The organism is Hymenobacter rigui, from assembly GCF_003944715.1.
Taxonomy (GTDB): Bacteria; Bacteroidota; Bacteroidia; order Cytophagales; family Hymenobacteraceae; genus Hymenobacter; species Hymenobacter rigui.
Genome location: NZ_RWIT01000005.1, coordinates 164186 through 189886, shown reverse-complemented (window position 1 = coordinate 189886; position 25701 = coordinate 164186). Strand labels below are relative to the sequence as shown.

24 protein-coding genes are annotated in these 25701 nt (G+C 56.6%); 18 read left to right on the top strand and 6 right to left on the bottom strand.

Going from position 1 to position 25701, the window contains the following annotated elements:
- Nucleotides 1-66: 66 nt before the first annotated feature.
- The gene (locus EI291_RS11765; protein ID WP_125420074.1) at nt 67-1305 is read right to left on the bottom strand and encodes a glycosyltransferase family 4 protein; all 1239 of its coding nucleotides are present in this window, start codon (nt 1303-1305) and stop codon (nt 67-69) included.
- A gap of 538 nt (nt 1306-1843) precedes the next feature.
- On the opposite strand from EI291_RS11765, the gene EI291_RS11760 reads away from it, so the two are divergent.
- The 4 genes from EI291_RS11760 (at nt 1844) to EI291_RS11745 (ending at nt 6163) form a co-directional block, all read left to right on the top strand.
- The gene (locus EI291_RS11760) at nt 1844-2530 is read left to right on the top strand and encodes a DUF1919 domain-containing protein (RefSeq protein ID WP_125420072.1); all 687 of its coding nucleotides are present in this window, start codon (nt 1844-1846) and stop codon (nt 2528-2530) included.
- Between the two features lie 106 nt (nt 2531-2636).
- Nucleotides 2637-3668, top strand: coding sequence for a glycosyltransferase family 2 protein (locus tag EI291_RS11755; protein ID WP_125420070.1), 1032 nt, complete (start codon nt 2637-2639; stop codon nt 3666-3668).
- Between the two features lie 12 nt (nt 3669-3680).
- Nucleotides 3681-4940: a glycosyltransferase gene (locus EI291_RS11750; RefSeq protein ID WP_125420068.1), complete on the top strand. Its 1260-nt coding sequence runs from the start codon at nt 3681-3683 to the stop codon at nt 4938-4940.
- Nucleotides 4940-6163, top strand: a complete 1224-nt coding sequence (locus EI291_RS11745) for a glycosyltransferase family protein (RefSeq protein WP_125420066.1) — start codon at nt 4940-4942, stop codon at nt 6161-6163. The genes EI291_RS11750 and EI291_RS11745 overlap by 1 nt, the downstream gene beginning before the upstream one ends.
- 38 nt (nt 6164-6201) lie before the next feature.
- On the opposite strand, the gene rffA is transcribed toward EI291_RS11745, so the two are convergent.
- Together rffA and EI291_RS11735 are read right to left on the bottom strand one after the other, a co-directional pair.
- On the bottom strand, nt 6202-7356 hold the full coding sequence (rffA, locus tag EI291_RS11740) for a dTDP-4-amino-4,6-dideoxygalactose transaminase (RefSeq protein WP_125420064.1): 1155 nt from the start codon (nt 7354-7356) through the stop codon (nt 6202-6204).
- Nucleotides 7357-7359: 3 nt separating this feature from the next.
- Nucleotides 7360-8292 (bottom strand): glycosyltransferase family 2 protein, encoded by a 933-nt coding sequence (locus tag EI291_RS11735; RefSeq protein ID WP_125420062.1) that lies wholly within the window; start codon nt 8290-8292, stop codon nt 7360-7362.
- Nucleotides 8293-8473: 181 nt separating this feature from the next.
- On the opposite strand from EI291_RS11735, the gene EI291_RS11730 reads away from it, so the two are divergent.
- The 3 genes from EI291_RS11730 to EI291_RS11720 all read left to right on the top strand — a co-directional run bounded on the left by EI291_RS11730 (nt 8474) and on the right by EI291_RS11720 (nt 10340).
- On the top strand, nt 8474-8785 hold the full coding sequence (locus EI291_RS11730; protein WP_125420060.1) for a hypothetical protein: 312 nt from the start codon (nt 8474-8476) through the stop codon (nt 8783-8785).
- Entirely contained in the window at nt 8698-9156 is a 459-nt protein-coding gene (locus EI291_RS11725; protein ID WP_125420058.1) for a GNAT family N-acetyltransferase, read from the top strand. Before EI291_RS11730 ends, EI291_RS11725 begins: the two co-directional genes overlap by 88 nt.
- A gap of 116 nt (nt 9157-9272) precedes the next feature.
- Nucleotides 9273-10340 (top strand): glycosyltransferase, encoded by a 1068-nt coding sequence (locus tag EI291_RS11720; RefSeq protein WP_125420056.1) that lies wholly within the window; start codon nt 9273-9275, stop codon nt 10338-10340.
- Between the two features lie 5 nt (nt 10341-10345).
- Here the strand turns inward: EI291_RS11720 and EI291_RS11715 are convergent, their stop codons facing one another.
- Both EI291_RS11715 and EI291_RS11710 read right to left on the bottom strand, forming a co-directional pair.
- Complete coding sequence (locus EI291_RS11715; protein ID WP_125420054.1) at nt 10346-11668, bottom strand: hypothetical protein; 1323 nt, start codon at nt 11666-11668, stop codon at nt 10346-10348.
- Between the two features lie 18 nt (nt 11669-11686).
- On the bottom strand, nt 11687-12949 hold the full coding sequence (locus tag EI291_RS11710; RefSeq protein WP_125420052.1) for a tetratricopeptide repeat protein: 1263 nt from the start codon (nt 12947-12949) through the stop codon (nt 11687-11689).
- Nucleotides 12950-13255: 306 nt separating this feature from the next.
- On the opposite strand from EI291_RS11710, the gene EI291_RS11705 reads away from it, so the two are divergent.
- The 5 genes from EI291_RS11705 (at nt 13256) to obgE (ending at nt 19107) form a co-directional block, all read left to right on the top strand.
- Nucleotides 13256-13975 carry a M20/M25/M40 family metallo-hydrolase gene (locus tag EI291_RS11705; RefSeq protein ID WP_317127649.1) on the top strand — a complete coding sequence of 240 codons (720 nt, stop codon included), beginning with the start codon at nt 13256-13258 and terminating at the stop codon, nt 13973-13975.
- Between the two features lie 184 nt (nt 13976-14159).
- The gene (locus tag EI291_RS11700; RefSeq protein WP_240635521.1) at nt 14160-16397 is read left to right on the top strand and encodes a sodium-translocating pyrophosphatase; all 2238 of its coding nucleotides are present in this window, start codon (nt 14160-14162) and stop codon (nt 16395-16397) included.
- Between the two features lie 199 nt (nt 16398-16596).
- Nucleotides 16597-17136, top strand: coding sequence for a hypoxanthine phosphoribosyltransferase (hpt, locus tag EI291_RS11695; RefSeq protein WP_125420048.1), 540 nt, complete (start codon nt 16597-16599; stop codon nt 17134-17136).
- Nucleotides 17137-17257: 121 nt separating this feature from the next.
- Nucleotides 17258-17881 (top strand): adenylate kinase, encoded by a 624-nt coding sequence (locus tag EI291_RS11690; protein WP_125420046.1) that lies wholly within the window; start codon nt 17258-17260, stop codon nt 17879-17881.
- A gap of 230 nt (nt 17882-18111) precedes the next feature.
- A complete protein-coding gene (obgE, locus tag EI291_RS11685; RefSeq protein ID WP_125420044.1) occupies nt 18112-19107 on the top strand; it encodes a GTPase ObgE in 996 nt (331 codons plus the stop codon).
- A gap of 346 nt (nt 19108-19453) precedes the next feature.
- Here the strand turns inward: obgE and EI291_RS11680 are convergent, their stop codons facing one another.
- Nucleotides 19454-19756 (bottom strand): hypothetical protein, encoded by a 303-nt coding sequence (locus EI291_RS11680; protein WP_125420042.1) that lies wholly within the window; start codon nt 19754-19756, stop codon nt 19454-19456.
- 183 nt (nt 19757-19939) lie between these two features.
- On the opposite strand from EI291_RS11680, the gene EI291_RS11675 reads away from it, so the two are divergent.
- From EI291_RS11675 to EI291_RS11650, 6 genes are all read left to right on the top strand, one after another.
- A complete protein-coding gene (locus EI291_RS11675) occupies nt 19940-20518 on the top strand; it encodes a nucleotide exchange factor GrpE (protein ID WP_125420040.1) in 579 nt (192 codons plus the stop codon).
- A 132-nt stretch (nt 20519-20650) separates the two neighbouring features.
- Nucleotides 20651-21796 (top strand): molecular chaperone DnaJ, encoded by a 1146-nt coding sequence (gene dnaJ, locus EI291_RS11670; RefSeq protein ID WP_125420038.1) that lies wholly within the window; start codon nt 20651-20653, stop codon nt 21794-21796.
- A gap of 227 nt (nt 21797-22023) precedes the next feature.
- Nucleotides 22024-22527 (top strand): RNA polymerase sigma factor, encoded by a 504-nt coding sequence (locus EI291_RS11665; protein WP_125420036.1) that lies wholly within the window; start codon nt 22024-22026, stop codon nt 22525-22527.
- A gap of 92 nt (nt 22528-22619) precedes the next feature.
- Nucleotides 22620-23174, top strand: coding sequence for a hypothetical protein (locus EI291_RS11660; RefSeq protein ID WP_125420034.1), 555 nt, complete (start codon nt 22620-22622; stop codon nt 23172-23174).
- 123 nt (nt 23175-23297) lie between these two features.
- Nucleotides 23298-24260 (top strand): ABC transporter ATP-binding protein, encoded by a 963-nt coding sequence (locus EI291_RS11655; protein WP_125420032.1) that lies wholly within the window; start codon nt 23298-23300, stop codon nt 24258-24260.
- Nucleotides 24261-24344: 84 nt separating this feature from the next.
- A complete protein-coding gene (locus EI291_RS11650) occupies nt 24345-25679 on the top strand; it encodes an ABC transporter permease (protein ID WP_125420030.1) in 1335 nt (444 codons plus the stop codon).
- Nucleotides 25680-25701: the final 22 nt, after the last annotated feature.

The following is a 25701-nucleotide window of genomic DNA, read 5'->3' as shown; positions in this document are numbered from 1 at the left end:
ACAGGAATTGCCACTAAGCCTGTCATATGTGTGCTAATGGCAGCGTTCTTGTAGTCTACGGCTTAATCAATCTACTTTATTTCTAGAGCTTTTCATAGCTTGATTAATTATTTCAATTCGTGGTGCCATCTGCGCCTCAGTGCTGTAGAGGCTTTCTATTTTATTCAGTCCTTCTTCAGCTAACTGCTCCAATTGATCGGGGTTGTGGTAGTAATATTCTACGTGGTCGTAGATATTATTCACCTCGTTTTCAATTATGACAATGTCTTTTTTATGCTCAAAGTACAAATTCTGGCCCAAGGAATCTGAGCAGAACAAGGCAACACCCATGATGCCGGCTTCAATACAGCCACCGGTAGGGAAACCATCAAAAGCGCCGTCAGCTAGTTTGAAGGGTACGTTGGGAGAAACGATTATATCCATTTCAGAATAGAATTGCGCGAAAAAGCTGGTTTCACGCGGGCCATAAAACGTGATGTTATTATACCCAGTGACGTCAATGTCGTTCTCGTCGAATGTGCCTACGACGTGAAAGTGTATGTCGCTATAGTTTAAGCTGATCTTTTTTGCTAGGGCAATAAATGTATCGTATCCTTTATCAATGCCCAATGGCATATATTTATTAGCAACAAAGCAGATATTTAGGTTTTTATTCTCACGGTTCGCTCTGTGTTTTTTTGTTTTGCCTAAGCTGAAATTATCATTAGGCATTACTACGCCATAAATGAGCTCTATAGCAGCAGGTGAGCAAAAATTATTTTCAACTAAATAGTCCAGGGTTATCTTCTGGGTGACAATAACCTTTCTGAAAAAAGGAGAGCTGAAAATATTTCGTAACTGATTTTCTACCTCCTTGTTGTTCATCATAAACCCCCCGCCAGGGTATAATGTGAAAACAAATGGAATAGAATTTGCTTCAATCGTAGGAAGGAAATGGTGGGTATTATGTAAAAATGTTAGGTAAATCAAGTCGGCATTAATTTTACGATATTCGCTAAACTCGAAAACTCTCACAGAGTGTTCAGGGTAGCCTTTGACGTGATTAGCTAAAACATTATCAACAGTATCAAATACTTTCAGATACTGAAAGGAAGAGCCCGTGGTATAAACAGCCGCTGTGGGATACGCGGACAAGTAATAGTTAAATTCGACAAACCTGAATGCGGATAAGGGCAGTGGATAAATGTCGTCTAGTATAACCAGGCTATGCTTGCGTTTGAAAATATAGTTAGAAGGGAAATGTTGCCAAAAGTTCTTTTGCTTAAAGAGAAGGCTCTTTACTTTTCTCTTGAATATTCCAGTCATAATGGCAAAAACTTTGAGTTTATTTCGCTGCAAGATAGCGAAACACAGCTGTTTCTTAAGAAATACAGCGGGTTAAGGGATGGTGTAGCTGCTGACCGGTTACGCTGAATGGTGGGCCAATAGTCTAACCAACCGGGCTATTGCTTTTGTTTACAGCAGCTCGGAGCGGCCGATATATCCCAACCAGAATGTAGTCCACGCCGGCTTGGCCGAAAGCTGGGCGAAGCTTAACAGGCGTTTCAACCAACTGTTTCGGGAGATTTCACGGGGGGCGCTATACAAAAAGGGCAAGAGCAATCTGGAAAAATCGTTGTCCTGCATCAGACCATCCATGACTCGCCTTGACTGATGCAGCATGGAATAAGCTGCAGGATCTGTATATTTGACATATGTAATATATTTTATTTTACATGTTTTAATTGTAAAATACACATAGCCAGATGGATGCTTGTAATTTGACTGGGTTGCGCTGGTAGATTTTCAAGCCGCAAGCATCCTTATGTTGAGCACTCGTTTCACTATCTAAGCCTCCTGCCCGATGTCGCTATTGAATAAAGTTGCCCACCGGATTGCCGGCAAACGACGCTTCGAAGCCAAGCGCCGCCAGCGCCGCCTAGTAACCAATACGGATTTCACGATTTTCTCCAATGACTGCTGGGGCGCCGAGGTGTACAAGTACCTGGACCGGCCTTTCAACACGCCCTTCATCGGGCTGTTTTTGATGGGGCCCTGCTTTATCGAGTTTCTGCGCGACCCGAAATTCTACGTGGCGCAGGAGCTGGTTTTTCAGGACGTCTCCCATTACGAGGCCATCAACCAGATCCGGGCGAAAACCCCGTACCCGCTGGCTACGCTGGGCGGCAAGGTCGAAATCAGCTTTCTGCACTACCATTCGCCGGAGGAAGCCCGCGAGAAATGGACCCGGCGCGTGGCCCGCATCAACTGGAACAACCTGCTGGTCAAGTTCGACGGTAGCAAGGACGGGGCCACGCCGGAGCTGGTGCGCGAGTTTGAGCAGATGCCCTACCGCCGCCTGCTGCTGGTGAAAGAGCCCGTGCCCGGCGCCGCCACGGCCGTAGTCGTGCCGCAGTACACCACCAACGGGGCGCACATGTTCCTCAGCTCCCTGCCCGATTACGATTTCGTGAACTGGGTGAACACCGGCAACCCCAAATTCACGCTGGCCAACTGGGTGATGCACAAACTGCTGGGCAGCGGCGGCTAAGGCGGATTTCGAGCGTGGGCCGGGCCGAAGCGGACTGACGCTGCCGGGCTGGCAACTTACGGGCGGGTAGGGGTTATTGCGATGGACGCCGTACCTTTGCGATATTATGCCTACCACAAAGCTGCCGCTCGTTTCCGTAATTATTCCCGTCTACAATGCCGGGGAATATTTGCGGCCCGCCATTGATAGTATCCTGCACCAGACCTTTCAGGACTTCGAGCTGATCATCGTCGACGACTATTCCCGGGATGAAAGCCTGGCGGTGGCCCGCAGCTACGAAACCGATCCGCGCGTGACGGTGCTGGCCAACGAGCAGAACCGGGGGCGCTCCTTTACCGACAACTATGGCGCCGAGTACGCCCGCGGCAAGTACATTGCCAAGATGGACGCCGACGACGTTGCCCTGCCGCACCGGCTGCAAACCCAGGTCGATTTTCTGGAGCAAAACCCCACGGTGGGCCTCACCAGCAGCTTCATGCAGTGCTTCGGCGAGTCGGACATCGTGTATGAGTACCCGCTGTCGGCCGACGCGGTGCGCAGCTTTATGCTGTTCAACATGCCGGTGGCCAACCCCACGGCCTTTTTCCGCCGCTCCCTGCTGCAAGAGCACGGCCTGCGCTACGACGACACGATTCAGGACACGTTTGGCGAAGACTACGAGTTTATTGCCCGCCTCACGCAGGTAACCGACATCGTGAATCAACCCGATATTCTGCTGCACTACCGCACCCTGCCCCAGACGCTGAAGGCCGACGTGCACGCCCGGCGCAACGCCAAATCCAACCAGATTCGGGAGCGGCAGCTGCGCGTGTTCGGCATTCCCTTCACGGAGCGGGAGCTGCACGTGCACAACACCATATCGTATTTTCCTTTCACCCTCGGCGACATTACCCTGGCTGAAGTACACGCCTGGCTCTGGAAGATTCACACCTTCAACCAGACGCGCCGCTACGCCGACCCCGCTGCCATGCTGCGCTGCGTGGCCGAGCGGTGGTTTCTGACCTGCTACCTCAACCCCGACAAGCGCGTCAACTCCCTGCGCGAATACCGGCGTCAGCCCCTGGCCCAGCACCACCGGGTGCCGGCCAAGCTTCAGGGTAAATTTCTGCTGAAAAGCTACGTGCTGCGGCATTTGTAAGACGCCAGAAGTATGACGAACTCTTCGACGCCCGCGCGTAAAAACATCCTGCTGCTCATTCCTCAGCTCACCTACGGCGGGGCCGAGCGGGTTTTTCATGACCACGGCCAGCAGCTGGCCCGCCACCACCACGTGGTTGAGTGCGTGTTCGACAGCAGCACGGAAGTCGCCTTTCCTACCTCCAATACCCTGGTGGCCCTGGATGTGCCCGCCGGCACGGGGCTGGTGGGCAAGCTGCGCAGCTTCGTGGGCCGTATTCGGCGGGTGAAGCAGCTCAAGCGCGAGCACCGCATCGACGTGTGCATCAGTCACCTGGAAGGTGCCGACTACCTGAATCTGCTCAGCAAAGGCCCCGAGCAGGTGCTGTTGTGCATTCATAACTCCAAGCGTCATGACCCCAACATCCGGGGCGCGCTGGGATGGGTGCGCCGCCGCCTGCTGATGCCCTTCCTTTACCGCTCCGCCGACCGCATCGTGCCCGTGAGCCGCGACCTGCGTCAGGAGTTGATTGATGTGTTTGGCCTAGCGCCGCAGAAAGTGCAGACAATCAACAACTTCTTCGACGTGGACGGTATCCGGCGCCGTAGTCAGGAGCCGCTGCTGCCCGTCGAGCAAAAGCTGTTTGATGCGCACCCCGTGCTGATTACGGCTGGCCGGCTGGCCCGCGAAAAAAATCAGACGGCCCTGCTAGAAGTGCTCAGCACCATGCGCGCCGGCGGGCAGCACACGGCCAAGCTGGTGCTGCTGGGCGACGGGCCGCTGCGCGCCGAGCTGCTGCAGCGCTGCCAGGATCTGGGGCTGCGCGCCTGGCAGGTGTGGAACGAGGCGCCCATGACGGCCGACTACGACGTGTATTTCCTGGGCTTTCAGAGCAACCCGTTCCAGTACATTGCCCGGGCGTCGGTGTCGCTGCTTTCGTCGTCTACCGAGGGATTCCCGATGGCGCTCTGCGAGGCCATGGCCTGCGGCGTGCCCGTCGCCTCGACCGACTGCCCCACGGGCCCGCGCGAGATTCTGGCGCCCCAAACCCCGGCCAGCGACTACGCCCGCGCGCCGGAGTGGGCCGAGTTTGGCCTGCTGCTGCCCCTGCTGGGCGCGGGGCCGGCCCTGGCCCACAGCGCGCCCGTGTGGGCCGCGACCCTGACGGGGCTGTTGGCCGATCCGCAGAAACGTACGTACTATGCCGCGCAAGCGCACCGCCGGGTGCAGGATTTTGCTCCCGGCAAGATTATGCAGCAGTGGGAAGCTCTGCTCAACCAACCAAGCACATAATGAAACTGCGCCACGTCATTATCTACGTCTACAATAGCTTTAACGACCCGCTGTTCAAGGGCAATCTGCTGTTGTTTCTGCAGCACGTCGGCCGGCAGCAACCCGACCTGCGGCTGCACCTTATCACCTACGAGCAGCAAGAGTACGCCCTGAGCGAAGAGCAGGCCGCCCGCGTGCGGGCCGATCTGGCGACCTACAATATTGAGTGGCATCCGCTTCAATGGCACTCGGGCAGTTTTAAGCTGCTCAAGAAAGCCTACGATCTGCTGGTGGGGTTCCTGCTGGTACTCAAGCTGCGAATCGGGGTAGGCGCGCGTAGCATCGGGGGGCTGGGTACGGTGGCAGGCTCGTTTGCCTTCATGATGGCCAAGGTGCTGGGGCTGCGCTACTACGGCTACCAGTACGAGCCCCACAGCGAGTTTATGCTCGACTGCAACGTATGGCCCGAATCGAGCCTGGCGTACCGGGGGTTGCACTACATGGAGCGCCTCAGCGGGATGCACGCCGACATTCTATCGACCGGCACGGTGCATATGGTGCGGCGGATGCAGGAATGGGGTACGCCGGCCAAGGTGTATAAGCTGCCCAGCTGCATCGATGAAAACAAGATTTTCTTCCGACCCGAAGGCCGAACCCGGATTCGGGCCAAGTACAGCATTCCGGCCAGCAAGCAGGTCATTCTGTACCTGGGCAAGTTTGGCGGCATTTACTACGACCGGGAAATAGCGGTGCTGTTCCGGGAGTTTTACCGGCAGAATCCAGACCTGTTTTTCCTGATTGTGTCGCCCGATACCCCGGCCCACATTGCCGGGCTGATGCAGGCTGAGGGCTTGCCCGAAACCAGCTACACCATCACGCGCAGCCCCTACGAGCAGGTGCAGGACTACATTTCCGCCGCCGACTTCGGAGTGGTGGCCGTCCCGTCGCAGCCGTCCCAGAAATTCCGCTCACCCATTAAAGTAGGGGAGTACCTGTGCTGCGGCCTGCCGTATCTGGTGTGCGCCGGCGTGTCGGAAGATGATCTGGTGGCTGAAAAGTACGGCGTGGGCGTGGTCGTGAGCGGCTTCACGCAGGCGGAGGCAGCCCGGGTATATCCGCAGGTAGAGCAGCTGCTGGCGGCCGACAAAGAGGCGCTGCACCAAAAATGCCGCCAGGCCGGCATCGAGTACCGGGGCCTGAGCCAGTACCTGCCCACCGTCGATACAATTTTCGCGCAGCTGTAACGGGCTTCTGCTTGCCAGCGGGCCGTTTTCCCGGTGCTCTACCGCGCAGGAGTTCCCAGGTAAAAGCGCTGTACCGCCGCAATAACCTGTTGCTGATCAGTTAGATTCAGCTCGTAATAGAGTGGTAACCGGATGAGGCGCTCGGCGTGGGCCGTGGCGTGGGGTAGAGGCCGACCATCGTGCCGCGCGCGGTAAAATGGGCTGGCATGCAGGGGCTGGTAGTGCGACACGGCCAGAATCCGGTGCTGGCCCAGGTGTCGAATCAACGCGTCCCGCTCCTCGAGGCTGGTGCAGAGCAGGTAGAAAATATGGGCGTTGTGGCGGGCGTAATCGGGTACGAAGGGCAGCGCGAAGCAGCCCTGGCGGGCCAGCGGCTGCAGGGCCTCGTAGTAACGCTGCCACTGCGTAGTGCGCCGCTCCTGAATAGCCCCCAATTGCTGCAACTGCCCCCAGAGGTAGGCCGCAGTCAGCTCCGAGGGTAAGAACGACGAGCCCACGTCCACCCATTGGTAGCGGGCCACTTCGCCCCGGAAAAACGCGGCCCGGTTGGTGCCCTTCTCCCAAATGATTTCTGCCCGCGCCGCAAACTCCGGGTCGTTGATGACCAGCATGCCGCCTTCGCCGCAGATGATGTTTTTGGTTTCGTGGAAGGAAAACGCGGCCAGATGCCCCACGGCCCCCAGTGGCTGCTCGTGGTAGCGGCTTTCAATGGCCTGAGCCGCGTCCTCTACGATAAACAGCTGATCGTGGGCACGGCTCAGGGCCAGCAGCGGGGCCATGTCGCAGGCCACGCCGGCGTAGTGCACCGGCACGATAGCGCGGGTGCGGGGCGTTATCAGGCCCGCTACCTGGTCGGTGTCCAGGTTGGGGTGGTGGGGCAGGCTGTCGGCAAAGACAATGGTGGCCCCGCGCAGTACAAAGGCGTTGGCCGTGGAGGTAAACGTGAACGAAGGCACAATCACCTCGTCGCCGGGCTGGATACCGAGCAGCAGGGCCGCCATTTCCAGGGCGGCTGTGCCGCTGGTGGTGAGCAGGGCGTGCGCCAGGCCGTAGCGAGCTTTGAGAAACTGCTGGCTGTGCTGGGTGAAGTAGCCGTTGCCCGACAGCTTGCCGTTGGCCAGGGCCTGCTGGATGTGCACCAGCTCCTGGCCGGCTGTGAAGGGTTTGTTAAACGGAATAAACGGCTGCTCCATAGCTTAGGTGGTAGCCTCCACGACGTAGAGCGGCCGGTGGCGGACACTCTCGAATATCTTGCCCACGTACAAGCCCACCGTGCCCAGTGCCAGCAGGATCAGGCCCGAGAAAAAGCTGATGGCCAGCAGCAGGCTGGTGTAGCCCGGCACCGTAATCTGCCCCACGGCGTAGCGAAGCAGCGTAATCAAGCCCAGCAGAAAAGCGCCGCCCGACAGCAGCAGCCCCAGGTAGGCCAGCAGCCGCAGGGGCTTGTCGGAAGAAGCCAAGATGACGTCGGTGGCCAGCTGCAGCCGGCGCCCGAAGCTGTAGGTGCCGGGCCGGCCTTCGAGCGCATGCTGCACGTTCAGGGTCGTTTGCTGGAAGCCCACCCAGCGGATCATGATCGGGAAGTAACGGATACTTTCCCGCAGCTGACTCACGGCGGCAATAGCACGATGGTGATAGAGGCCGAAATTTGCCACCTGCGCATCTTGGTAGGTGCCGGTAAGGTAGGAAAGCAGGGCGTAAAACGCCCCGGAAATTTTGGTTTTGAGCCAGCCATCCTGGCGCACGGTACGGCTGGCTAGGACCACATCGTAGCCCTGCTGGGCCCGCTGATATAAGGCCGGTATTTCCTCGGGACGGTCCTGCAAGTCGCAGTCCATCACCACCACCCACTCCCCCTGCACGGCATCGAGGCCAGCCGTAATGGCGTGGTGTTGCCCGAAGTTGCGGCTCAGCCGCAGGCCCCGAATACGCGCATCCTGCGCGGCCAGCTCCTGAATCTGACTCCAGCTGCCGTCCGGGCTGCTGTCGTCGACTAGGATAATTTCGTAGGACTCGGTGAGGGGAGCCAAGGCAGTATGCAGCCGTTGCACCAGTTCTGCCAATAGATGTTCAGCCCGGTACACGGGGCTGACAACTGAGAAAAAAGGCCGGACGGGGGCAGTGGACATACTGGGGTAGGAGGGAAGCAGGAAGAACAGGCAAAGAAAGCCGGGCGGCAGCCGAAAACAAGCCGCTACTTTGCCAAAGGTAATACGAGCCACTCTTTGCCCGGCGAATATACTCGGCCCGCTTCCGGCGGCTTCCCGCCGCCACCTCGCGCGCTGCTGTTTCCTACACCCGCAACGATTCATGACTGCCAGCAATTCTATCGTGCCCCTGGAGTGGGACAGTGCCTTTTTCGGTTTTCCTGTCGGCCGGCTGGTTGGTGCGGGTCTATCGGCTGAGGCCCTGCGGGAGCGGCTGGTTCAGGCCGGTGGCCAAGGCTGGCGGCTGCTGTACTGGTTTGTAAGCCCCGAGGATGTGGTTTCCAGGCAAGCGGCCCAGGCTCTGGGGGTGCAGCCCACCGACGATAAGTGCATCTACGTCCGCACCTTGCCGGCCCAACTCCCGCCGGTGCCCGAAGCCGTGCAGCTGGTGGCCCGGTCGCCCCACCCGACCTGACGGCCCTGGCGTTGCAAAGCGGCGCGTATTCGCGCTTTCGCACCGACTCCACCTTTGCGCCCGGCAAGTTAGAGCAGCTCTACACTCAGTGGCTGGCAAAGGCCCTGGCCGACGGGCAGGTGCTGGTGTATCAGCCGTCTGCCAGCCAGGTTGTGCAGGGGCTGCTTACCCTCGAGAAGCAAGGGGAAGAACTGACCATTGGCCTAGTGGCAGTAGATGCGCAATGGCGTCGGCAGGGCATTTGGCAGGCGCTGCTGGCCGGCGCGTACCGAGAGGCGCAGGCGGCAGGCTTTTGGGCATTGCGCGTTACTACGCAGGGGGCAAAACAAGCGGCCTGCCGGTTTTATGAGCAGGGTGCTTTGCCTTGGTAGAGCGGTAGCTGGGGTTTCACCTGTGGCTGCTGGCGCAGCAGTAGGCTCTTGCACGGAGTTAGCGTACTTTTGCAGCTCGCTTCTTATACGACTGCCTACGGGCTACTTCTCTGTTTATGCATATCTTGTTTTTGGTGCCGTATCCTCCCGGCAAAGCTCCGTCTCAGCGTTTCCGGTTCGAGCAGTACCTGCATTTCTTGGCCGGCGCGGGCCACACCTACCAGTTGGAGTCGTTTATTTCCGAGGACACCTGGGGTATTCTCTACAAGCCGGGCCACACGCTGCATAAGGCCCTGGGCATCATCGGCGGATTTTTGCGGCGCTTTCTGCTGCTGTTTTCCGTGCCCAAAGCCGATTTCGTCTTCATTCACCGCGAAGCCTCGCCCATTGGGCCGCCCATCTTCGAGTGGATTATTGCCAAGGTCTTCGGCAAGCGCATCGTATACGACTTCGACGACGCCATCTGGATACCGAATACGTCGGCGGCTAACAGCATCGTGGCCGGGGTGAAGTGGCACCACAAGGTAGGCAGCATCTGCCGCTGGGCATACAAAGTAAGTTGCGGTAACGCCTACTTGCGCGATTATGCAAGTCAATTTAGTGCCCGAGCCATTGTAAATCCTACCACTATTGACACTGAGCACTTGCATAACCGGGTGCGTAATCAGCAGCAGCAGGAAAAATTCGTAATTGGTTGGACAGGTACACATTCAACACTAAAGTACTTGGATCAGGTGGTACCGGTATTGTCTCGGTTAGAGCAGGAGTTTGACTTTGAATTCCGAGTTATTTCCAATCAGCCACCGTCCTTGCCACTGCGTAGCCTAGTATACCAGCCTTGGCATAAAGAAACGGAAATAGAAGACCTACTCAGCTTTCATGTAGGCCTCATGCCTTTGGAAGATGATATGTGGGCAAAGGGTAAATGCGCATTTAAGGCTTTGCAGTATATGGCTCTTGGCGAGCCGGCGTTAGTGTCGCCAGTGGGTATGAATACAGAAGTAGTACAAAATGATGTAAACGGGTATGTGTGTGTGTCGCCAACGGATTGGGAAACTAGCTTGCGAAAGCTACTGCTCGACCCTGAATTGCGACAGACATTGGGGGCAAAGGCTCGGCAAACTATTGTTGAGCGTTACTCAGTTGCTGCTAACTGGCCCAATTTCCTAGCCCTATTCAGTTGAGGAGTTCAGTTAGTCAATTTTCGTTTGGACGAATGTTGGCTGGCTTTTGCTTGAAGTACATATAGGCCAGCTAGATAAAACGGCATGAGCGGAATTTTATAGCGCACCAGCGTGCCAAAATTTCCGCTGTTAATTCCTACACCAATAGCAAATACAATTGAAAATAGAAAGCTGAATAGAATAATAGGTGTGCCAATAATAATGCCTAATCCTTTTCCAAGACCTGTTTTGTATAATAAGGAAATTGTTAACCAGATAAACAGAGTTGCCTCAAGCGCTGATAATAGCATAACCGGATTGCGAACCTCAAAAAGAAAAGGTCGAAAAATAGAAACAACGATGGCCTGAGGCGCTGTTTTTAATAGGGAACTTGCGCTACCATCAAACTCACCAATAGAATATGCTGAGCCGTTAGCAACATAATTGGTCAAATATTCCTGGTTGATCTTTGTTCGTTCGCCTATTTTTTCTACATCGTATTTTTCATCCCCTGCTGTTAGACCAGTAGCACCAAAATATCCGGCACCTAAACCGAGTAGCAAAAAAAGAGGTTTAAGAACCAAGCGTAATGCTGTAGACTTGATTCGTTGATTATTTTCGTTAAATATCCATAATAGCCCAGGTGGCATAAATGAGAGTAAAATGTATATTTTGATTGATATAAGCATGTATACACCCAAGCTACCAAGAATGGCAGCTTGTATAATATTCTTTTTGGCAATGAATACGTGATAAAACCCGTAAAATACCCATCCTAATGCTCCAATACATAAGGAGTCTTTCATCAAACCGGAGCCCCAAAAAAACACAGAAGGTAGAAAAAATACAGCCAAAGCAAGTTTCTTGTATGCTTGGGGGTAAATACGAAGGAATGTTACGTACATAGCCCACATACCAGCAAAACTTATACTGGCAAACCCAAGCGCAATAATAGTATATGTGTTAAAACAAAATAAAGAAATAATCGAGCCTATTCTAACCACAAAATACTCAGTGGGTGCTTGGTACCAGTACATCTGGCTAGTATAGCGTAACATATCGGCGTCAGGAATTTCAGGTGCTTCCAGCAGACGTATGCCTAAGCCAATGGAATCAGAAAACGCGTTGTGTAAGACTTTTATATGAAAGAAATAATTGAACGTGTCACCGCCACCGTAATAAAACTGATAAATCAGGCCCAGTGAAATAGCACCCAGAAATTTTACGGACAAAGCCGGAATAAAATACTTTCTGGTTAGGGGGTTGGTAAACCGCTTGCGCAGCGCAAAGGCCAGCCCGTAAAACAGGCCGAGATAAAGCGGGGTCAGGAAAAGGTCTTTGAGCTCCATGCGCGGCTGGGTGCAGAGTTACTTCTGCTTTTTCTTCAGGTACGCTTTGGCTTCCTGATACTGTTCGGATTTCTTGTCGGATTTATCTAGTACTACGGCGTAATACCGGCGTGCTGTCTGCGGGTCTTTTGCTTTGTCGGCAATCCGGGCCAACTCAAGGTTCGAAAACACATAGAAACCATAGTTGGTTTCCCCGTTCTGCTCGGCAAACACAATGCTGCGCTGATAATACTCTTTGGCCTTAGCGTTGTCTTTATAGCGGTTCTGCATCAGATACCCCATAAAGAAAGTTGCGTACCGGCCACTGTTGGCTTCGTACCCCGGCAGGCCCCGGTTCAGCTTATCTAGAATATCCCGGCTGACCCGTTCACATTCCCGAAGCTCGCCCTGCCGGAAGCAAATATTGGCGTAGATGCGTTGGAAATAGCCGTTATCGGGGTAGGTAGTGGCCAGATAGCGGGCCAGCGGCATTGCCTGCTCGGGCTTATCTTCCTCGTTGAGCAGAATCCGCATCAGAAATACCCGCGCCTCCGGACCTACGTAAAATCCGTTGTCAGCCACATTGCGCAATTGCTGCAGGCCCAACTGCTTGTTGCCTTTTGGGAAGAACAGCAGCACCGGTTTCAGCAGCGGGTAGTTGTCCGGAATCCAGACGGCGTAATAGTTGAACAACGCTTGCCCGAACAAAAACTCCGGGCTGAGGCCATTAGCTTCTTTGCTTTTATCGAGGTAATCCAGTGCCCGCTTGGCACTGACAGTAGCCTTGCGCCAGTCGTGCCGCTCGGCGTGCAGGCGGCCGTCGAAGCCGTAGCCGGCTGCCAGGAAAAAGCAGGCTTCGTAGTTTTTGTCATCGGCCTTGTACATGGCTTCCCCCTTGGTAATGGTGGTATCCATGTAGGCAAAAAACTGCTTATCGTACTGCTTGTTGGTGATGTTGCTGGGCATGATTTTCCACCACGTGCTCAGGCCCAGCAGGAAATAGGGCATGGGGTGGTTGGGGTAGCGGCGGCGCAGACTCCGAAACTGCCGCTCGGCCTTATCGTACTTGAAGTTGTACAAATTGTACACCGCCCCTTCCAGCTCGGTCTGAATATCCTTATCCAGCAGCAGCCAGCCTTTGGTGTCAATAGCGGCCGGAGCTACATCCACGTTTTCCAGCCGTACCTGCTTCACGGTGTCGGGTGAAGCCGCAGACTGCTGGGGAGTGTTCGGCTTCTGTGCCCGGCTGACCAGTGGCAGCAGAAGCAGCAGAAGCAGAACATAGTGAAATCGTGGGAGCATAAGTATACTTCAGTTGCGGTTTCACACACGAACAAGCTATGCCCTACACCGCCATTCCAAGCGGCTAAAGTAGAACATTTGTCCTAATTTTGGACAAATAAGATACGTCGTATGCAGCTTTTACAAGCCCTCTGTCAGATTCCTGCGCCTTCCGGTAACGAATCAGCTTTAACGGAATACCTGCTTCGCTACATACAGCACAACCAAGCGGCCTGGCACACTCAGCCAACCGTGCTGGCCGGGGCAGAGTTCCAGGATTGCATTATTCTAGTATTTGGAAGGCCTCGTACGGCCGTTTTTGCGCACTTGGACAGTATCGGGTTTACTGTGCGCTACGGCCGGCAGTTGGTGCGCATCGGTGGACCGGTTGTCGAAAACGGCTACCGACTGGTGGGAGAGGACTCGCTGGGAAAAATAGACTGCACTCTGGTAGTGCATGAAGAAACCGGTGCACTCAGCTACGATTATCACCGGGAAATTGAGCGGGGCACGGAATTGACCTTTTACTGCGACTTCCGGGAAACTGATACCACGGTGCAGAGCTGCTACCTGGATAACCGCCTGGGCGTCTGGAATGCCCTGCGCCTGTGTGAAACGCTGAAGGATGGCATCGTGGCCTTTAGCTGCTGGGAAGAGCACGGCGGCGGCTCGGTGGCCTACCTGGCCAAATATATCTACGAAACCTATGGCGTGCGGCAGGCGCTGATTTCCGACATCACCTGGGTAACGGAAGGCGTACAGCCGGGCCAGGGCGTTGCCATTTCTCTGCGCGACTCCCTGATTCCGCGCCGTAGCTACGTGGACCGCATCCGACGTATTGCAGAGGCTTCGGGTGTGCCGTTTCAATTGGAAGTGGAAGGCAGCGGCGGGTCTGATGCCAAAGAGCTGCAGCACGGCGCGCAGCCCTGGGACTGGTGCTTTATCGGTGCCCCCGAAGATAACGTACACACCCCCCACGAAATCGTGGATAAGCGCGACATCGACAGTATGCTGGCTTTGTATCAGGTATTGATGCGGGAGCTGTAAAACTGGCTGAATCGTAGTGCAATAACTGATATGGCGGCTGGTTCCGGAGACTTTTCTCCGGAACCAGCCGCTTTTCTATGGCGTCGAGGCTATAACGGCTGATTATTAGGGAATAACTTCTATTTTACCCGCCCATTCGTTCTTTCAGTTCTCTCCCAACCATAACTCCCTGTTCCCACCGTTTATGATGAATTTTCTTTACGTAGTGCCGGCCCTGGGTGTGCTGGCGTTGCTCTACACGTGGCTGCGCGCCGGCTGGGTGAGCCGGCAGGATGCGGGTGATGAGCGAATGCGCACCATTGCCGGCTACATTGCCGATGGGGCTATTGCCTTCCTGCGCGCCGAGTACAGAGTATTGGCCCTGTTTGGGCTGATTGCCGGGGTGTGTCTGTTCTACCTGGGCAGCACCGGCGAAAAGTCCAGCCCCGTCATTGTTATTGCCTTCCTGATTGGATCCGTATTCTCGGCGCTGGCGGGCTTCATTGGGATGAAGATTGCTACAAAAGCCAACGTGCGCACGGCCCAGGCCGCCCGCACTTCGCTGAGCAAAGCACTGAATGTGTCGTTTTCAGGCGGCTCGGTAATGGGAATGGGCGTAGCCGGTCTGGCGGTGCTGGGACTGGGCTCCCTGTTCTTGGTATTCTACCAGATGTTTGTGATCAGCAAGAACGGCTCGGCCAACGGCATTGAGATGGAAACGGCCCTGGAAGTGCTGACGGGCTTCTCACTGGGGGCCGAAAGCATTGCCTTGTTTGCCCGCGTGGGCGGCGGCATCTACACCAAAGCGGCCGACGTGGGCGCTGACCTGGTAGGTAAAGTGGAAGCCGGTATTCCCGAAGACGACCCCCGCAACCCCGCCACCATTGCCGACAACGTGGGCGACAACGTGGGCGACGTGGCCGGCATGGGCGCTGACCTGTTCGGTTCCTACGTAGCCACTATTCTGGCTACCATGGTGCTAGGCCGGGAGGTAGTCGCCCGCGGCGACCAGTTTCAGGGTTTGTCGCCTATTCTGCTGCCGATGGCTATTGCCGGCATGGGTATTGTTGCCTCGCTGATCGGGATTCTGTGCGTGCGGGTGAAGGAGGGCGGCAGCGTGCAGGCCGCGCTGAACCTGGGCAACTACGTGTCGGTACTGGTATCGGCCGTGGCTTCGTTCTTCATTATCCGCTGGATGCTGCCGGCGGAAGACCTGACCATTCGGGGTATCACCTTCAACTCCATGAACGTGTTTTATGCCGTGCTGGTGGGGTTGGTAGTAGGTACGCTCATGAGCATCATCACGGAATACTACACGGCTATGGGCAAGCGGCCGGTGCTCAGCATTGTGCGCCAGAGCAGTACGGGGCACGCTACCACCGTAATTGGTGGCTTGGCTGTGGGTATGGAAAGCACGGTGCTGCCCATTCTGGTGCTGGCGGCCGGCATTATCCTCAGTTACGAGTGCGCCGGCCTCTACGGCGTAGCCATTGCTGCCGCCGGCATGATGGCCACCACCGCCATGCAGCTGGCCATTGATGCCTTCGGGCCCATTGCCGATAACGCCGGCGGTATTGCCGAAATGAGCGAGCTACCCAAGGAAGTGCGCGAACGGACCGACATTCTGGACGCCGTGGGCAACACTACGGCCGCAACCGGCAAGGGCTTCGCTATTGCCTCGGCGGCCCTTACCTCACTGGCGCTGTTTGCTGCGTTTATGGGCACGGCCAACATCAACGCCATTGATATCAGCAACGCCCGGGTGCTGGCCGGGCTTTTTGTGGGGGCTATGATTCCGTTCATCTTCTCGGCGCTGGCAATTGCGGCCGTGGGGCGGGCGGCCATGGCCATGGTGCAGGAAGTACGCCGGCAGTTCCGCGAAATTCCGGGCATTATGGAAGGCACCGGCCGGCCCGAGTACGAAAAGTGCGTGGCCATATCTACCCAGGCGGCCATCCGAGAAATGATGCTGCCCGGTGCTATTGCCCTCATTGTGCCGGTACTGGTGGGTTTCACCTTCGGGCCCGAGGTGTTGGGCGGTACGTTGGCCGGCGTTACGGTGTCGGGGGTGTTGATGGCCATGTTCCAGAGCAACGCCGGCGGGGCCTGGGACAACGCCAAGAAGTCGTTTGAGAAAGGGGTGGTGATTGACGGAGAAACCCACTATAAAGGTTCCGAAGCCCATAAAGCCTCCGTCACCGGCGATACGGTAGGGGACCCCTTCAAGGATACCTCGGGCCCCAGCATGAACATTCTCATCAAGCTCATGAGCATCGTGTCCCTGGTAATTGCCCCGCACATTGCTGCTCCTGAGCGGGGTATGGCTCGGCAGCAGGAGCCGCAATGGCAGCGCAAAACCGAAGAGGCAGTGCGCCCCAAAGTGCAATACGCCGATGTGACAGACTGTGCCCTGGAGGCAGTACAAGTAATGCTGGGGAAATGAGTTCGTAGTTGTTCGTTGCTGGTTGTCAGTTGGTAGACGGAAACCAGTAGGAATTCAGAACAAATAACGAGCAACGGACAACGAGTAACGAACAACTGCCAATTAGCAACGAGCAACCGACAAAGCCGCCTCCTGCCAAGGGGGCGGCTTTTTCTGTTACCTTTGCCCGCCCGCTCACCCACGGCCCAACCCCAAACGGATGACACCGGACCATATTTCGCTGCACAACAAGCAGTTTGAACCCTATCTGTCGGCTGCGGAGTTGCAGGCGGCCATCAAACAGGTTGCTACCCAGCTCAACCAGGACTACGCCGGCCAGCCGGTGATGTTCGTGGTCGTCCTGAACGGCTCGTTCATGTTCGCCGCCGATTTGCTGAAGGAAGTAAGCCTGCCTTGTGAAGTCTGCTTTATTCGGGTGGCCTCTTACCAGGGCACCAACAGCACCGGTGAGGTGAAGGAAGTGCTGGGCCTCACCGAGGATCTGAAAGGCCGCCACGTCATCATTGTGGAGGATATTGTGGACACCGGCCACACCATGCGCATGCTGCTGGAAACCCTGGGTAAGCAGCAGCCGGCTTCTCTGGAAGTGGCCACGCTGTTTCTCAAGCCCGAGTGCCTGCAGCACGAGCTGGCCCTGCGCTACGTGGGCCTGAGCATTCCCAATGATTTTATTGTCGGCTACGGTCTTGATTTCGATGGTCTGGGCCGTAACTACCCCGATGTATACAAGGCGGTGTAGGGCCTGAGGCGGCGGCTGGTACAGCTAAAATTCGCCGGCGCACGTAGAGGCTTTCCCATTCCTTGTGTATCTTACCAAACCCCTCCCGTTTTCTCCTTCCCGCGTAAACCCCTAGCTACTCATGCTGAATCTCGTGCTCTTCGGCCCGCCCGGCGCCGGTAAAGGAACGCAAAGCCAGAAGCTTATTGCCCGCTATAATCTGGTGCATCTTTCCACCGGTGACCTCCTCCGTGCCCAAATCAGCCAGGGTACTGAACTGGGCCTGCGGGCCAAGAAACTCATGGACGAAGGTCTGCTGGTGCCCGATGAAGTGGTGATTGGCATGATTGACTCGGCCCTGAAAGACAACAAGCAGGCCTCGGGTTTTATCTTCGACGGTTTCCCGCGCACCGTACCGCAGGCCGAAAGCCTCGACCGGCTACTGGCCGAGCACGAAACCTCGGTATCGTGCATGGTGGCGTTGGAAGTAGCCGAGGAAGAGCTGGTGAAGCGCCTGTTGGAGCGCGGCAAAACCTCCGGCCGCCCCGATGACCAGGACGAAACCAAAATCCGTAAGCGCGTAACGGTGTACAACACCGAAACTGCCCAGGTAGCCGGCTACTACGCGAACCAGCAGAAATTCCACGCCCTGAACGGCATTGGTGCCATCGAAGACATCTTCGGGCAGATCTGCACCATCCTGGACGAGCACCAGCCGGCCGCTACGGAAGGCAGCCGCCAAGCAACCGATGAAGTAAAAGCGTAACTTTGCCGCTGCTACCCGCCTGGGTAGTGGCAGAATCATCTGTCATCCTGAGCGAAGCAAAGGATCTTATCCCATCTGAGCGAGTCGTCACAACGATTACAGTTCAACCGGCATAAGGTCCTTCGCTTCGCTCAGGATGACAGCTGTTTTTCAGACAACTCACTTTGCAGGCTGAACAATGGAGCACACCGGCTTCTGATTTCTGGCTTCTAAATTCTAACTTCTCAGAAGTGGCTTCCAACAACTTCATCGACTACGTCAAAATCAACTGCCGCTCGGGCAAGGGTGGGGCGGGTTCGCACCACTTTTTCCGGGCCAAGGGCCTGCCCAACGGCGGCCCCGACGGGGGCGACGGGGGCCGGGGCGGCCACATCATCTTGGAGGGTAGCTCCCAACTCTGGACGCTGCTGCACCTGCAGTACCAAAAGCACCTGATTGCCCAGGCCGGCGAAAACGGCGGTGAAAACCTGCGCTCCGGCAAGCAGGGGGAAGACATCATCATCCAGGTACCCCTCGGTACCGTGGCGCGTGATGCGGAAACCGGCGAGAAAAAGCTGGAAATTACCGAGGACGGGCAGCGCCTCATTCTCACGCCCGGCGGGCGCGGCGGCCTTGGCAACGACCACTTCAAATCGGCCACCAACCAGGCCCCGCAGTACGCCCAGCCCGGCGAGCCGGGTATTGATGAGTGGGTAGTACTGGAGCTGAAGCTGCTGGCCGATGTGGGCCTGGTGGGCTTCCCCAACGCTGGCAAAAGCACATTGCTGTCGGTGGTTTCGGCGGCTAAACCCAAAATTGCCGACTACGCCTTCACCACGCTCACGCCCAACCTGGGCGTAGTAGCCTACCGCGACTATAAGTCGTTTGTTATGGCCGATATTCCGGGTATCATTGAAGGCGCCGCCGAGGGTCGGGGGCTGGGGCACCGTTTCCTGCGCCACATTGAACGTAACTCTATCCTGCTGTTCATGATCAGCTGCGACTCGCCTGACATCAATGCCGAATACGAGGTATTGCTCAGCGAGTTGGAGCAGTTCAATCCCGAGTTATTGGATAAAAAGCGCCTGTTGGCCATTACCAAAGCGGATATGCTGGATGAGGAGCTGGAAGCGGAAATTCGTACGTCTTTGCCCACGGATCTGCCCACCATCTTCATCTCCAGCCTCACCAACAAGAACATTCAGCCGCTGAAGGACATGATCTGGCAGGCGCTGCATGAGGCGTAAGGTTAATAGATGAGTATGGTCAGGGTTTTGACAAGGACAACAGATGCAACGGCCAGCCACCGGTAGGGGCGGGTTCCTTGTTTGACTGCCAATGCAAAGGTGACAATCAGCGGAAGCAACCAGCATGCGCCATGCAGTGCCGAAGTGGCGTAGGTTTCCGCTGAAGCATAGTGTTCTCCTCCCTCTCCACGCATTGCCTCTGACCCAAACATATAGGCTTCAATCTTTTCTTGGTTGGCAATAACCCCGATTGTAAACCATTCTCATAAGAGGTAGAAAAAAGTAAAGACAGTGAGAAAGAGGCCGAGTTTGGTTAACCAGTCTGGGTAGGGGTTAGCAGTCATAGTCAGTTGTAGTGCTTTTGTGTTAGTCGTATCTGACCTGATTGTTCGGGCCAATGAAGAATAAACGCTTCAATGCGGGTACCCACTGCAGGATAGCCATCCGGATACGTCAGGCGCTGCAGCGGTTCCAACTCACGTTGTGGCATCTGGAATATCTCCAGCAGCACGTTATCCGCAGGAAACTCATCAAGCTCTACAAACACTCCAAAGCGTGCTACATGTACAACACGGCCGTGCACCTTACTCCCGATAGGAAATTGTTGCTGAAGTGTAGCCCACTGGTCAGGAGTAAATTGGTGCTGCATCCTATGAAAGGTACAGGATATGCAAGTAAGCTGTCATTGGTTTGCCACCTCGTCTGAACCAATCCCAGCAAACCAACGGTTTCTGTGTCAAACTGACAGTTGACGGCCTTTGGCGCGCTCCTTGTGTCCGGTTTCTACTCTATGTCCCCAAGCTTCAACCCATTCCGACGATTTAAAGCGAAAATGGCTGACGATACCAACCTGAACCCCGAAGAAACCCAAGAGCCTACAGCTGCTGACCACACAGCGGGCGAAATGACCGACGATACCACTGGCAACGGCGAAGTAGCCGGTGCCGAGGGTGCGCCCCACGCCACGGCTTCCAAAACCGATGCGGAGCTGGCTGATCTGAAAGATAAGTACCTGCGCCTGGCCGCCGAGTTTGAGAACTACAAGCGCCGCACCACTAAGGAGCGTGCCGACCTGTTCAAAACCGCCAACCAGGAGTTGATGGTGTCCCTGCTGCCGGTGCTTGATGATTTCGACCGGGCCCGCCACCACACCAAAGACACGGAAGACGCCAACGCCGTGCGCGAGAGTGTGGACATCATCTATAACAAGCTCAGCAAGACCCTCACGCAAAAGGGCCTCACCACCATGGAAACCAAAGGTGGTGCCTTCGACCCCGAACTGCACGAAGCCATTACCCAGATTCCGGCCCCTACGGAAGACCTGAAGGGCAAAATTGTGGATGAGGTAGAGAAAGGCTACTACCTCGGCGACAAGGTAATTCGCCACGCCAAAGTGGTACTGGGCCAGTAACGAGAAAGAACGTCATGCAGAGGCGCAGCCGAAGCATCTCGCGTGGCACATTGAATACATAGTAACACCTACTGTCTGCACGCGAGATGCTTCGGCTGCGCCTCTGCACGACGGATGAAGTACACTACCAACATGGCAACGAAGCGAGATTATTACGAGGTGTTGGGCGTAGCCAAATCAGCCTCCGGCGACGAGCTGAAATCGGCGTACCGGAAGCTGGCTATCAAGTATCACCCCGATAAAAACCCCGATGACCCCTCGGCCGAGGACAAGTTCAAAGAGGCGGCCGAGGCCTACGAGGCCTTGTCGGACCCCAACAAGCGTGCCCGCTACGACCAGTACGGGCACCAGGGTATGGGTGGCAACGGCGGTGGCCCCAGCATGGAGGACATCTTCAGCCACTTCGGCGACATCTTCGGTGGTGGCGGTGGAGGCGGCTTTGAGAGCTTCTTCGGGGGCGGGGGCCGCGGCCAGGGCCGGCGCGTGCGCAAGGGCTCCAACCTGCGCATCAAGCTGAAGCTGGACCTGGAAGAAGTGGCCAACGGCGTGGAGAAGAAAATCAAGGTGAAGCGCTACGTGGCCTGCAACACCTGCTCGGGCACCGGCGCTAAAAACGGTACCGACCTGAAAACCTGCGGCACCTGCAACGGCCAGGGCCAGGTGAAGCGCGTGGTGAACACCATGCTCGGCCAGATGGTAAGCGCCAGCACCTGCCCCACCTGCGACGGTGAAGGCAAGGTAGTAACCAGCAAGTGCGACGTCTGCCACGGCGACGGCCGCCAGCTGCACGAGGAAGTTATTCCCATCAACATTCCGGCCGGCGTGGCCGAGGGCATGCAGCTGAGCATGAACGGCAAGGGCAACTTCCCGGAGCGCGGCGGCGTGCCCGGCGACCTGCTCATTCAGATTGAGGAGGAGCCGCACGAGTCGCTGAAGCGGGAGGGCAACAACATCATGTTCGAGCAGTACCTCTCGTTCGTGGATGCTGCCCTGGGTGCCAGCATTGAGGTGCCCACCATTGAGGGCAAGGTGAAAATCAAGGTGGAGCCGGGCACCCAGCCGGGCAAAATCCTGCGCCTGCGCGGCAAGGGCATCAAGGACATCAATGGCTACGGCCGCGGCGACCAACTGATTCACCTGAGCGTCTGGACGCCCAAGAACGTGACCAGCGAGGAGCGCGAGCTGCTGGAGAAACTCCGCGACGCCCGTAACTTCACGCCCAACCCCGGCAAAAACGAGAAAGGCTTCTTCGAGAAAGTGAAGGAGTACTTCCAATAATCACGGATTTAGCCGGATCCATCGGATTTCACGGATGATTATAGCCCGCTTCCCTGCTCAGGGGAGCGGGCTTTTTTGTGGCACACGCTTCAGCTTGTGCCGGACGGGTACTACCGGGATGCAGTGGATTGCAAGACTGGTGGTTGGCTGATCAGATAAAAAAAAGTGTGACCTGGTTGTAATGCGGCGGTGGGGTTGCCGATATATCCGGCAAACTTCCCCACCGTATGCCCGCCGCCTCCCCGGATTTTCTGCGCCTGCTGAACGAGCACCAGCCCCTGCTGCGTCGGGTGGCACGCCTGTACTGCGCCGATGCCGATGACCGGCAGGACCTGTACCAGGAAATCGTGCTGCAGCTGTGGCGGGCGTGGCCGCAGTATCGGCCGGGAGCCGCCAAGCTCAGTACCTGGCTGTACCGGGTGGCGCTGAACGTGGCCATTACCGACCTGCGCCGCCGCACCCGCGCCCCCGCGCCGGCCCGCCTCGGCGGGGCCGCCCCGCCCGAGCTGCCCGTCCCGCCGCCCGATGGCCCCGATGCCGACGACCTGGCCCAGCTCTACCGCGCCATTGAGCGGCTCTCGGATGTAGAAAAAGCCTTCGTGCTGCTGTACCTGGAGGAGCGCACTTACGAGGAAATGGCCGACATCCTCGGCATCACCCAGAACCATGTACGCGTGAAAATGCACCGCGTGCAGGATAAACTCCGCCAACTTCTTCCCCTCGTTGCCTGATGGAACTCGATGATTTTCGCCGGAAATGGCAGCAGACACCTTCTCCCGTTTCTCCTGCCGATACTTTTTCCACTGAACAAACCCTACGTACCATGCTTGCCTCCTCTACCTCTACGAATCCGCTGCACCGGCTAAGAAAAAATGCCACGAAAGAGCTAAGCTGGGTTGTAATGGCCTTTATCCTGAGCGGATTCAATGCCTTGGTTTTTGGCCGGCATGAGGTAAACCTGCAGCGGTTTGTCGTGTGCGTTATGCTGATGTTGGCTGTAGTAGGCGTGATTGTATACCGGCGTCTGCAGGTACTCAGGGAAATGGAGCAGCAAAATGATAATCTGTACAGCTTTCTAAAGACCCGGATTGCCAGATTCCGCCGACTGATGCGTCTGCATGACTATGTAGGCGTCGTATCCCTGGTGATGCTGGTCGTTATTGTATTGGTTGTGCGGGCCGAATATGTACTGGATTACCTGAATCCGGCTCAGGCTGCCTGGAAGTGGCATGTGGCCACTGCATTAGGTACGGGGGTGGTAGTTGTAGCGGTTGTATACGCCGCCTATAGTATGGGCAGGAAAGAGCACCAGCGCCGCTACGGCCGCCACCTCGACCAGCTGGAAGCGGCTCTGCGCGAGCTGGAGGCCCCCGAATAACGCCCGTTCAGGTACCCTTTCCGACAGTTCAGGTCCCGAAAATGCCGGTTGGTTGGAATTCCGGTGGTGCCTTTATCGGGTTCCTGTAATATTACATCTGTAACCTTTGTGTCTCTCTGCGCTGTGAAAACACCTATCCTCGAAGTCCGCGACGTACGCAAGCAGTACGCCGCCCACACGGCCCTCGATGGCGTGAGCCTCGTGGTGCCCGAAGGCTCCATCTTTGGGCTGCTGGGCCCCAACGGGGCCGGCAAAACGTCCCTGATCCGCATCATCACCCAGATTACCGGGGCCGACTCGGGGCAGGTGCTGTTCAAGGGCGAGCCGTTGAACCCTTCCCACATCGGCCGTATCGGCTACCTGCCCGAAGAGCGGGGGCTCTACAAGAAGATGAAAGTGGGGGAGCAGCTGCTGTACCTGGCCCAACTCAAAGGCATTCCGAAGGAGGAAGCCCGCGTGAAAATCAAGAGCTGGCTGGAGCGGTTCGATATCAAAGGCTGGGCCGAGAAGAACATCGAGGACCTGAGCAAGGGCATGCAGCAGAAGATTCAGTTCATTGCCACCGTGGTGCACGACCCCGAGCTGGTGATTCTGGACGAGCCTTTCTCCGGCTTCGACCCCATCAACGCCAACCTGCTCAAGGACGAGATTCTGGCCATGCGCGACCGGGGCACCAGCATCATCTTCAGCACCCACCGCATGGAATCGGTGGAGGAAATGTGCGACCATATTGCCCTGATTAACCGCTCGCGCAAAGTGCTGGACGGCCCCGTACGTGAGGTGCGCGACGCCTACCGCACCCAGACCTACGAGGTGGAAGGTAAGGGCCGCCCCATGCTGGTACACCCCGATTTCGAGGTGGTTCGGCACCAGGAGCGCGAAAACGGCCACTTCTACGACATCGTGAAGCTGCACGCCGGTGCCACGCCCAACGACTTGCTGCGCTACCTCATCGGGCCGGCCGGGGTGGAGGTGCACGCCTTCCGCGAAATGGTGCCCAGCATCAATGACATCTTTATCCGGCGCGTGCGCGAAACCCACCCCGATTACGTGCCCACGGAGGAGGAAATGGCCGTGAAAGGGTAGAAGCCGGACATCGTTCCTGGGCTCTGCCGCCAACTTGTTTTTCTCCTCTTTTCCCGACTTCCTGCATTTAACTTCTCTACTCTCATGTCCAAGACCTGGCTGATTGCGCAGCGTGAATACCTCACGCGGGTGCGCAAAAAGAGCTTTATCATTATGTCGTTGCTGGGGCCGCTGATTACGGCCGCCATCTTCGCCGTGCCGGTGCTGATTGCCACCATGTCGGACAACAACAAGGTGGTAGCCGTGGCCGATGCCGGCGGGCTCTTTGTTGACAAGCTGCCCGATCCGAAGGAGGATATCAGCTTCACCCGCGTATCGCCGGACCTGCCGGCCGCCAAAGCCGAATTCAAGAAGGCCAAGTACGATGCCCTGCTGTACATCCCGAAACTGGACTTGGCCACGCCCAACGGCTTTCAGGTGTTCTCGCGCAAGGGACTGGGCCTGTCGTTGCAGCGGGATATTGAGCGGGCCGTAGAAAACGCCGTGGAGGCCCAGCGCCTCAAAAAAGCCGGCATCGACCAGGCAGTGCTCAACACCATGAAGGCCGATGTGGATCTGCAGACCATCAGCCTCAGCGACGATGGGGAGCGAAGCTCCAGCACCGGCGTAAGCACCGGCGTAGCCTACGTGTGCGGCTTCCTGATTTACATGTTCATCTTCATCTACGGCATCCAGATTATGCGCGGGGTGATGGAGGAAAAGACTAACCGCATTGTGGAAGTGGTTATTTCGTCAGTGAAGCCGTTTCAGCTGATGATGGGCAAGGTGCTGGGCATTGCCGGCGTAGGGTTCACGCAACTGGCGCTGTGGCTGGTATTGTCGTTCGGAATTATGTCGGCTGTTACCGGCTCCATCAGTCCGGAGAAAATTGCGCAGAAACGGGTGGAGCAGGTGAACACCGCCGCAGGCAATACGGCCGTTGTGGTGAAGGATAAGGAAACCAAGAAAGAAGGCAATGCCATTGTGCAGGCCCTGAAAACGGCCGACATCAACGTGGCCCTGATTGCCGGCTGCTTCCTGTTCTACTTCCTGGGTGGCTACCTGTTCTACGGGGCGCTGTTTGGGGCCATCGGCTCGGCCGTAGACAGTGAAACCGACACCCAGCAGTTTATGATGCCCGTGACCATGCCGCTGGTGCTCACCTTCGTGGTGGCCCAGGCCACGCTTACCACCAACCCCAACGGGCAGGTGGCCTTCTGGATGTCGATGATTCCGTTTACCTCGCCCATTGCCATGATGATGCGGCTGCCCTTCGGGGGCGTGCCCATGTGGCAGCTGGGGCTGTCGATGCTGTTGCTGATTGGCGGATTCCTGGGTACCATCTGGCTGGCTGGCCGCATCTACCGCGTGGGCATCCTGATGTACGGCAAGAAAGTGACCTACGGCGAGCTGTCGAAGTGGCTGTTCTACAAAGGCTAGATTTTCCCCTCAGAGTACGCCG

Excerpts from the sequence above, each read along its gene's own strand:
- dnaJ (WP_125420038.1), top strand. The coding sequence starts at position 20,651 with ATGGCAACGAAGCGAGATTATTACGAGGTGTTGGGCGTAGCCAAATCA.
- EI291_RS11720 (WP_125420056.1), top strand. The coding sequence starts at position 9,273 with ATGCATATCTTGTTTTTGGTGCCGTATCCTCCCGGCAAAGCTCCGTCT.
- EI291_RS11675 (WP_125420040.1), top strand. The coding sequence starts at position 19,940 with ATGGCTGACGATACCAACCTGAACCCCGAAGAAACCCAAGAGCCTACA.
- hpt (WP_125420048.1), top strand. The coding sequence starts at position 16,597 with ATGACACCGGACCATATTTCGCTGCACAACAAGCAGTTTGAACCCTAT.
- EI291_RS11755 (WP_125420070.1), top strand. The coding sequence starts at position 2,637 with ATGCCTACCACAAAGCTGCCGCTCGTTTCCGTAATTATTCCCGTCTAC.
- EI291_RS11650 (WP_125420030.1), top strand. The coding sequence starts at position 24,345 with ATGTCCAAGACCTGGCTGATTGCGCAGCGTGAATACCTCACGCGGGTG.
- EI291_RS11730 (WP_125420060.1), top strand. The coding sequence starts at position 8,474 with ATGACTGCCAGCAATTCTATCGTGCCCCTGGAGTGGGACAGTGCCTTT.
- EI291_RS11700 (WP_240635521.1), top strand. The coding sequence starts at position 14,160 with ATGATGAATTTTCTTTACGTAGTGCCGGCCCTGGGTGTGCTGGCGTTG.
- EI291_RS11760 (WP_125420072.1), top strand. The coding sequence starts at position 1,844 with ATGTCGCTATTGAATAAAGTTGCCCACCGGATTGCCGGCAAACGACGC.
- EI291_RS11690 (WP_125420046.1), top strand. The coding sequence starts at position 17,258 with ATGCTGAATCTCGTGCTCTTCGGCCCGCCCGGCGCCGGTAAAGGAACG.
- rffA (WP_125420064.1), bottom strand. The coding sequence starts at position 7,356 with ATGGAGCAGCCGTTTATTCCGTTTAACAAACCCTTCACAGCCGGCCAG.
- EI291_RS11750 (WP_125420068.1), top strand. The coding sequence starts at position 3,681 with ATGACGAACTCTTCGACGCCCGCGCGTAAAAACATCCTGCTGCTCATT.
- EI291_RS11665 (WP_125420036.1), top strand. The coding sequence starts at position 22,024 with ATGCCCGCCGCCTCCCCGGATTTTCTGCGCCTGCTGAACGAGCACCAG.
- EI291_RS11735 (WP_125420062.1), bottom strand. The coding sequence starts at position 8,292 with ATGTCCACTGCCCCCGTCCGGCCTTTTTTCTCAGTTGTCAGCCCCGTG.
- EI291_RS11745 (WP_125420066.1), top strand. The coding sequence starts at position 4,940 with ATGAAACTGCGCCACGTCATTATCTACGTCTACAATAGCTTTAACGAC.
- EI291_RS11710 (WP_125420052.1), bottom strand. The coding sequence starts at position 12,949 with ATGCTCCCACGATTTCACTATGTTCTGCTTCTGCTGCTTCTGCTGCCA.
- EI291_RS11680 (WP_125420042.1), bottom strand. The coding sequence starts at position 19,756 with ATGCAGCACCAATTTACTCCTGACCAGTGGGCTACACTTCAGCAACAA.
- EI291_RS11765 (WP_125420074.1), bottom strand. The coding sequence starts at position 1,305 with ATGACTGGAATATTCAAGAGAAAAGTAAAGAGCCTTCTCTTTAAGCAA.
- EI291_RS11660 (WP_125420034.1), top strand. The coding sequence starts at position 22,620 with ATGCTTGCCTCCTCTACCTCTACGAATCCGCTGCACCGGCTAAGAAAA.
- EI291_RS11715 (WP_125420054.1), bottom strand. The coding sequence starts at position 11,668 with ATGGAGCTCAAAGACCTTTTCCTGACCCCGCTTTATCTCGGCCTGTTT.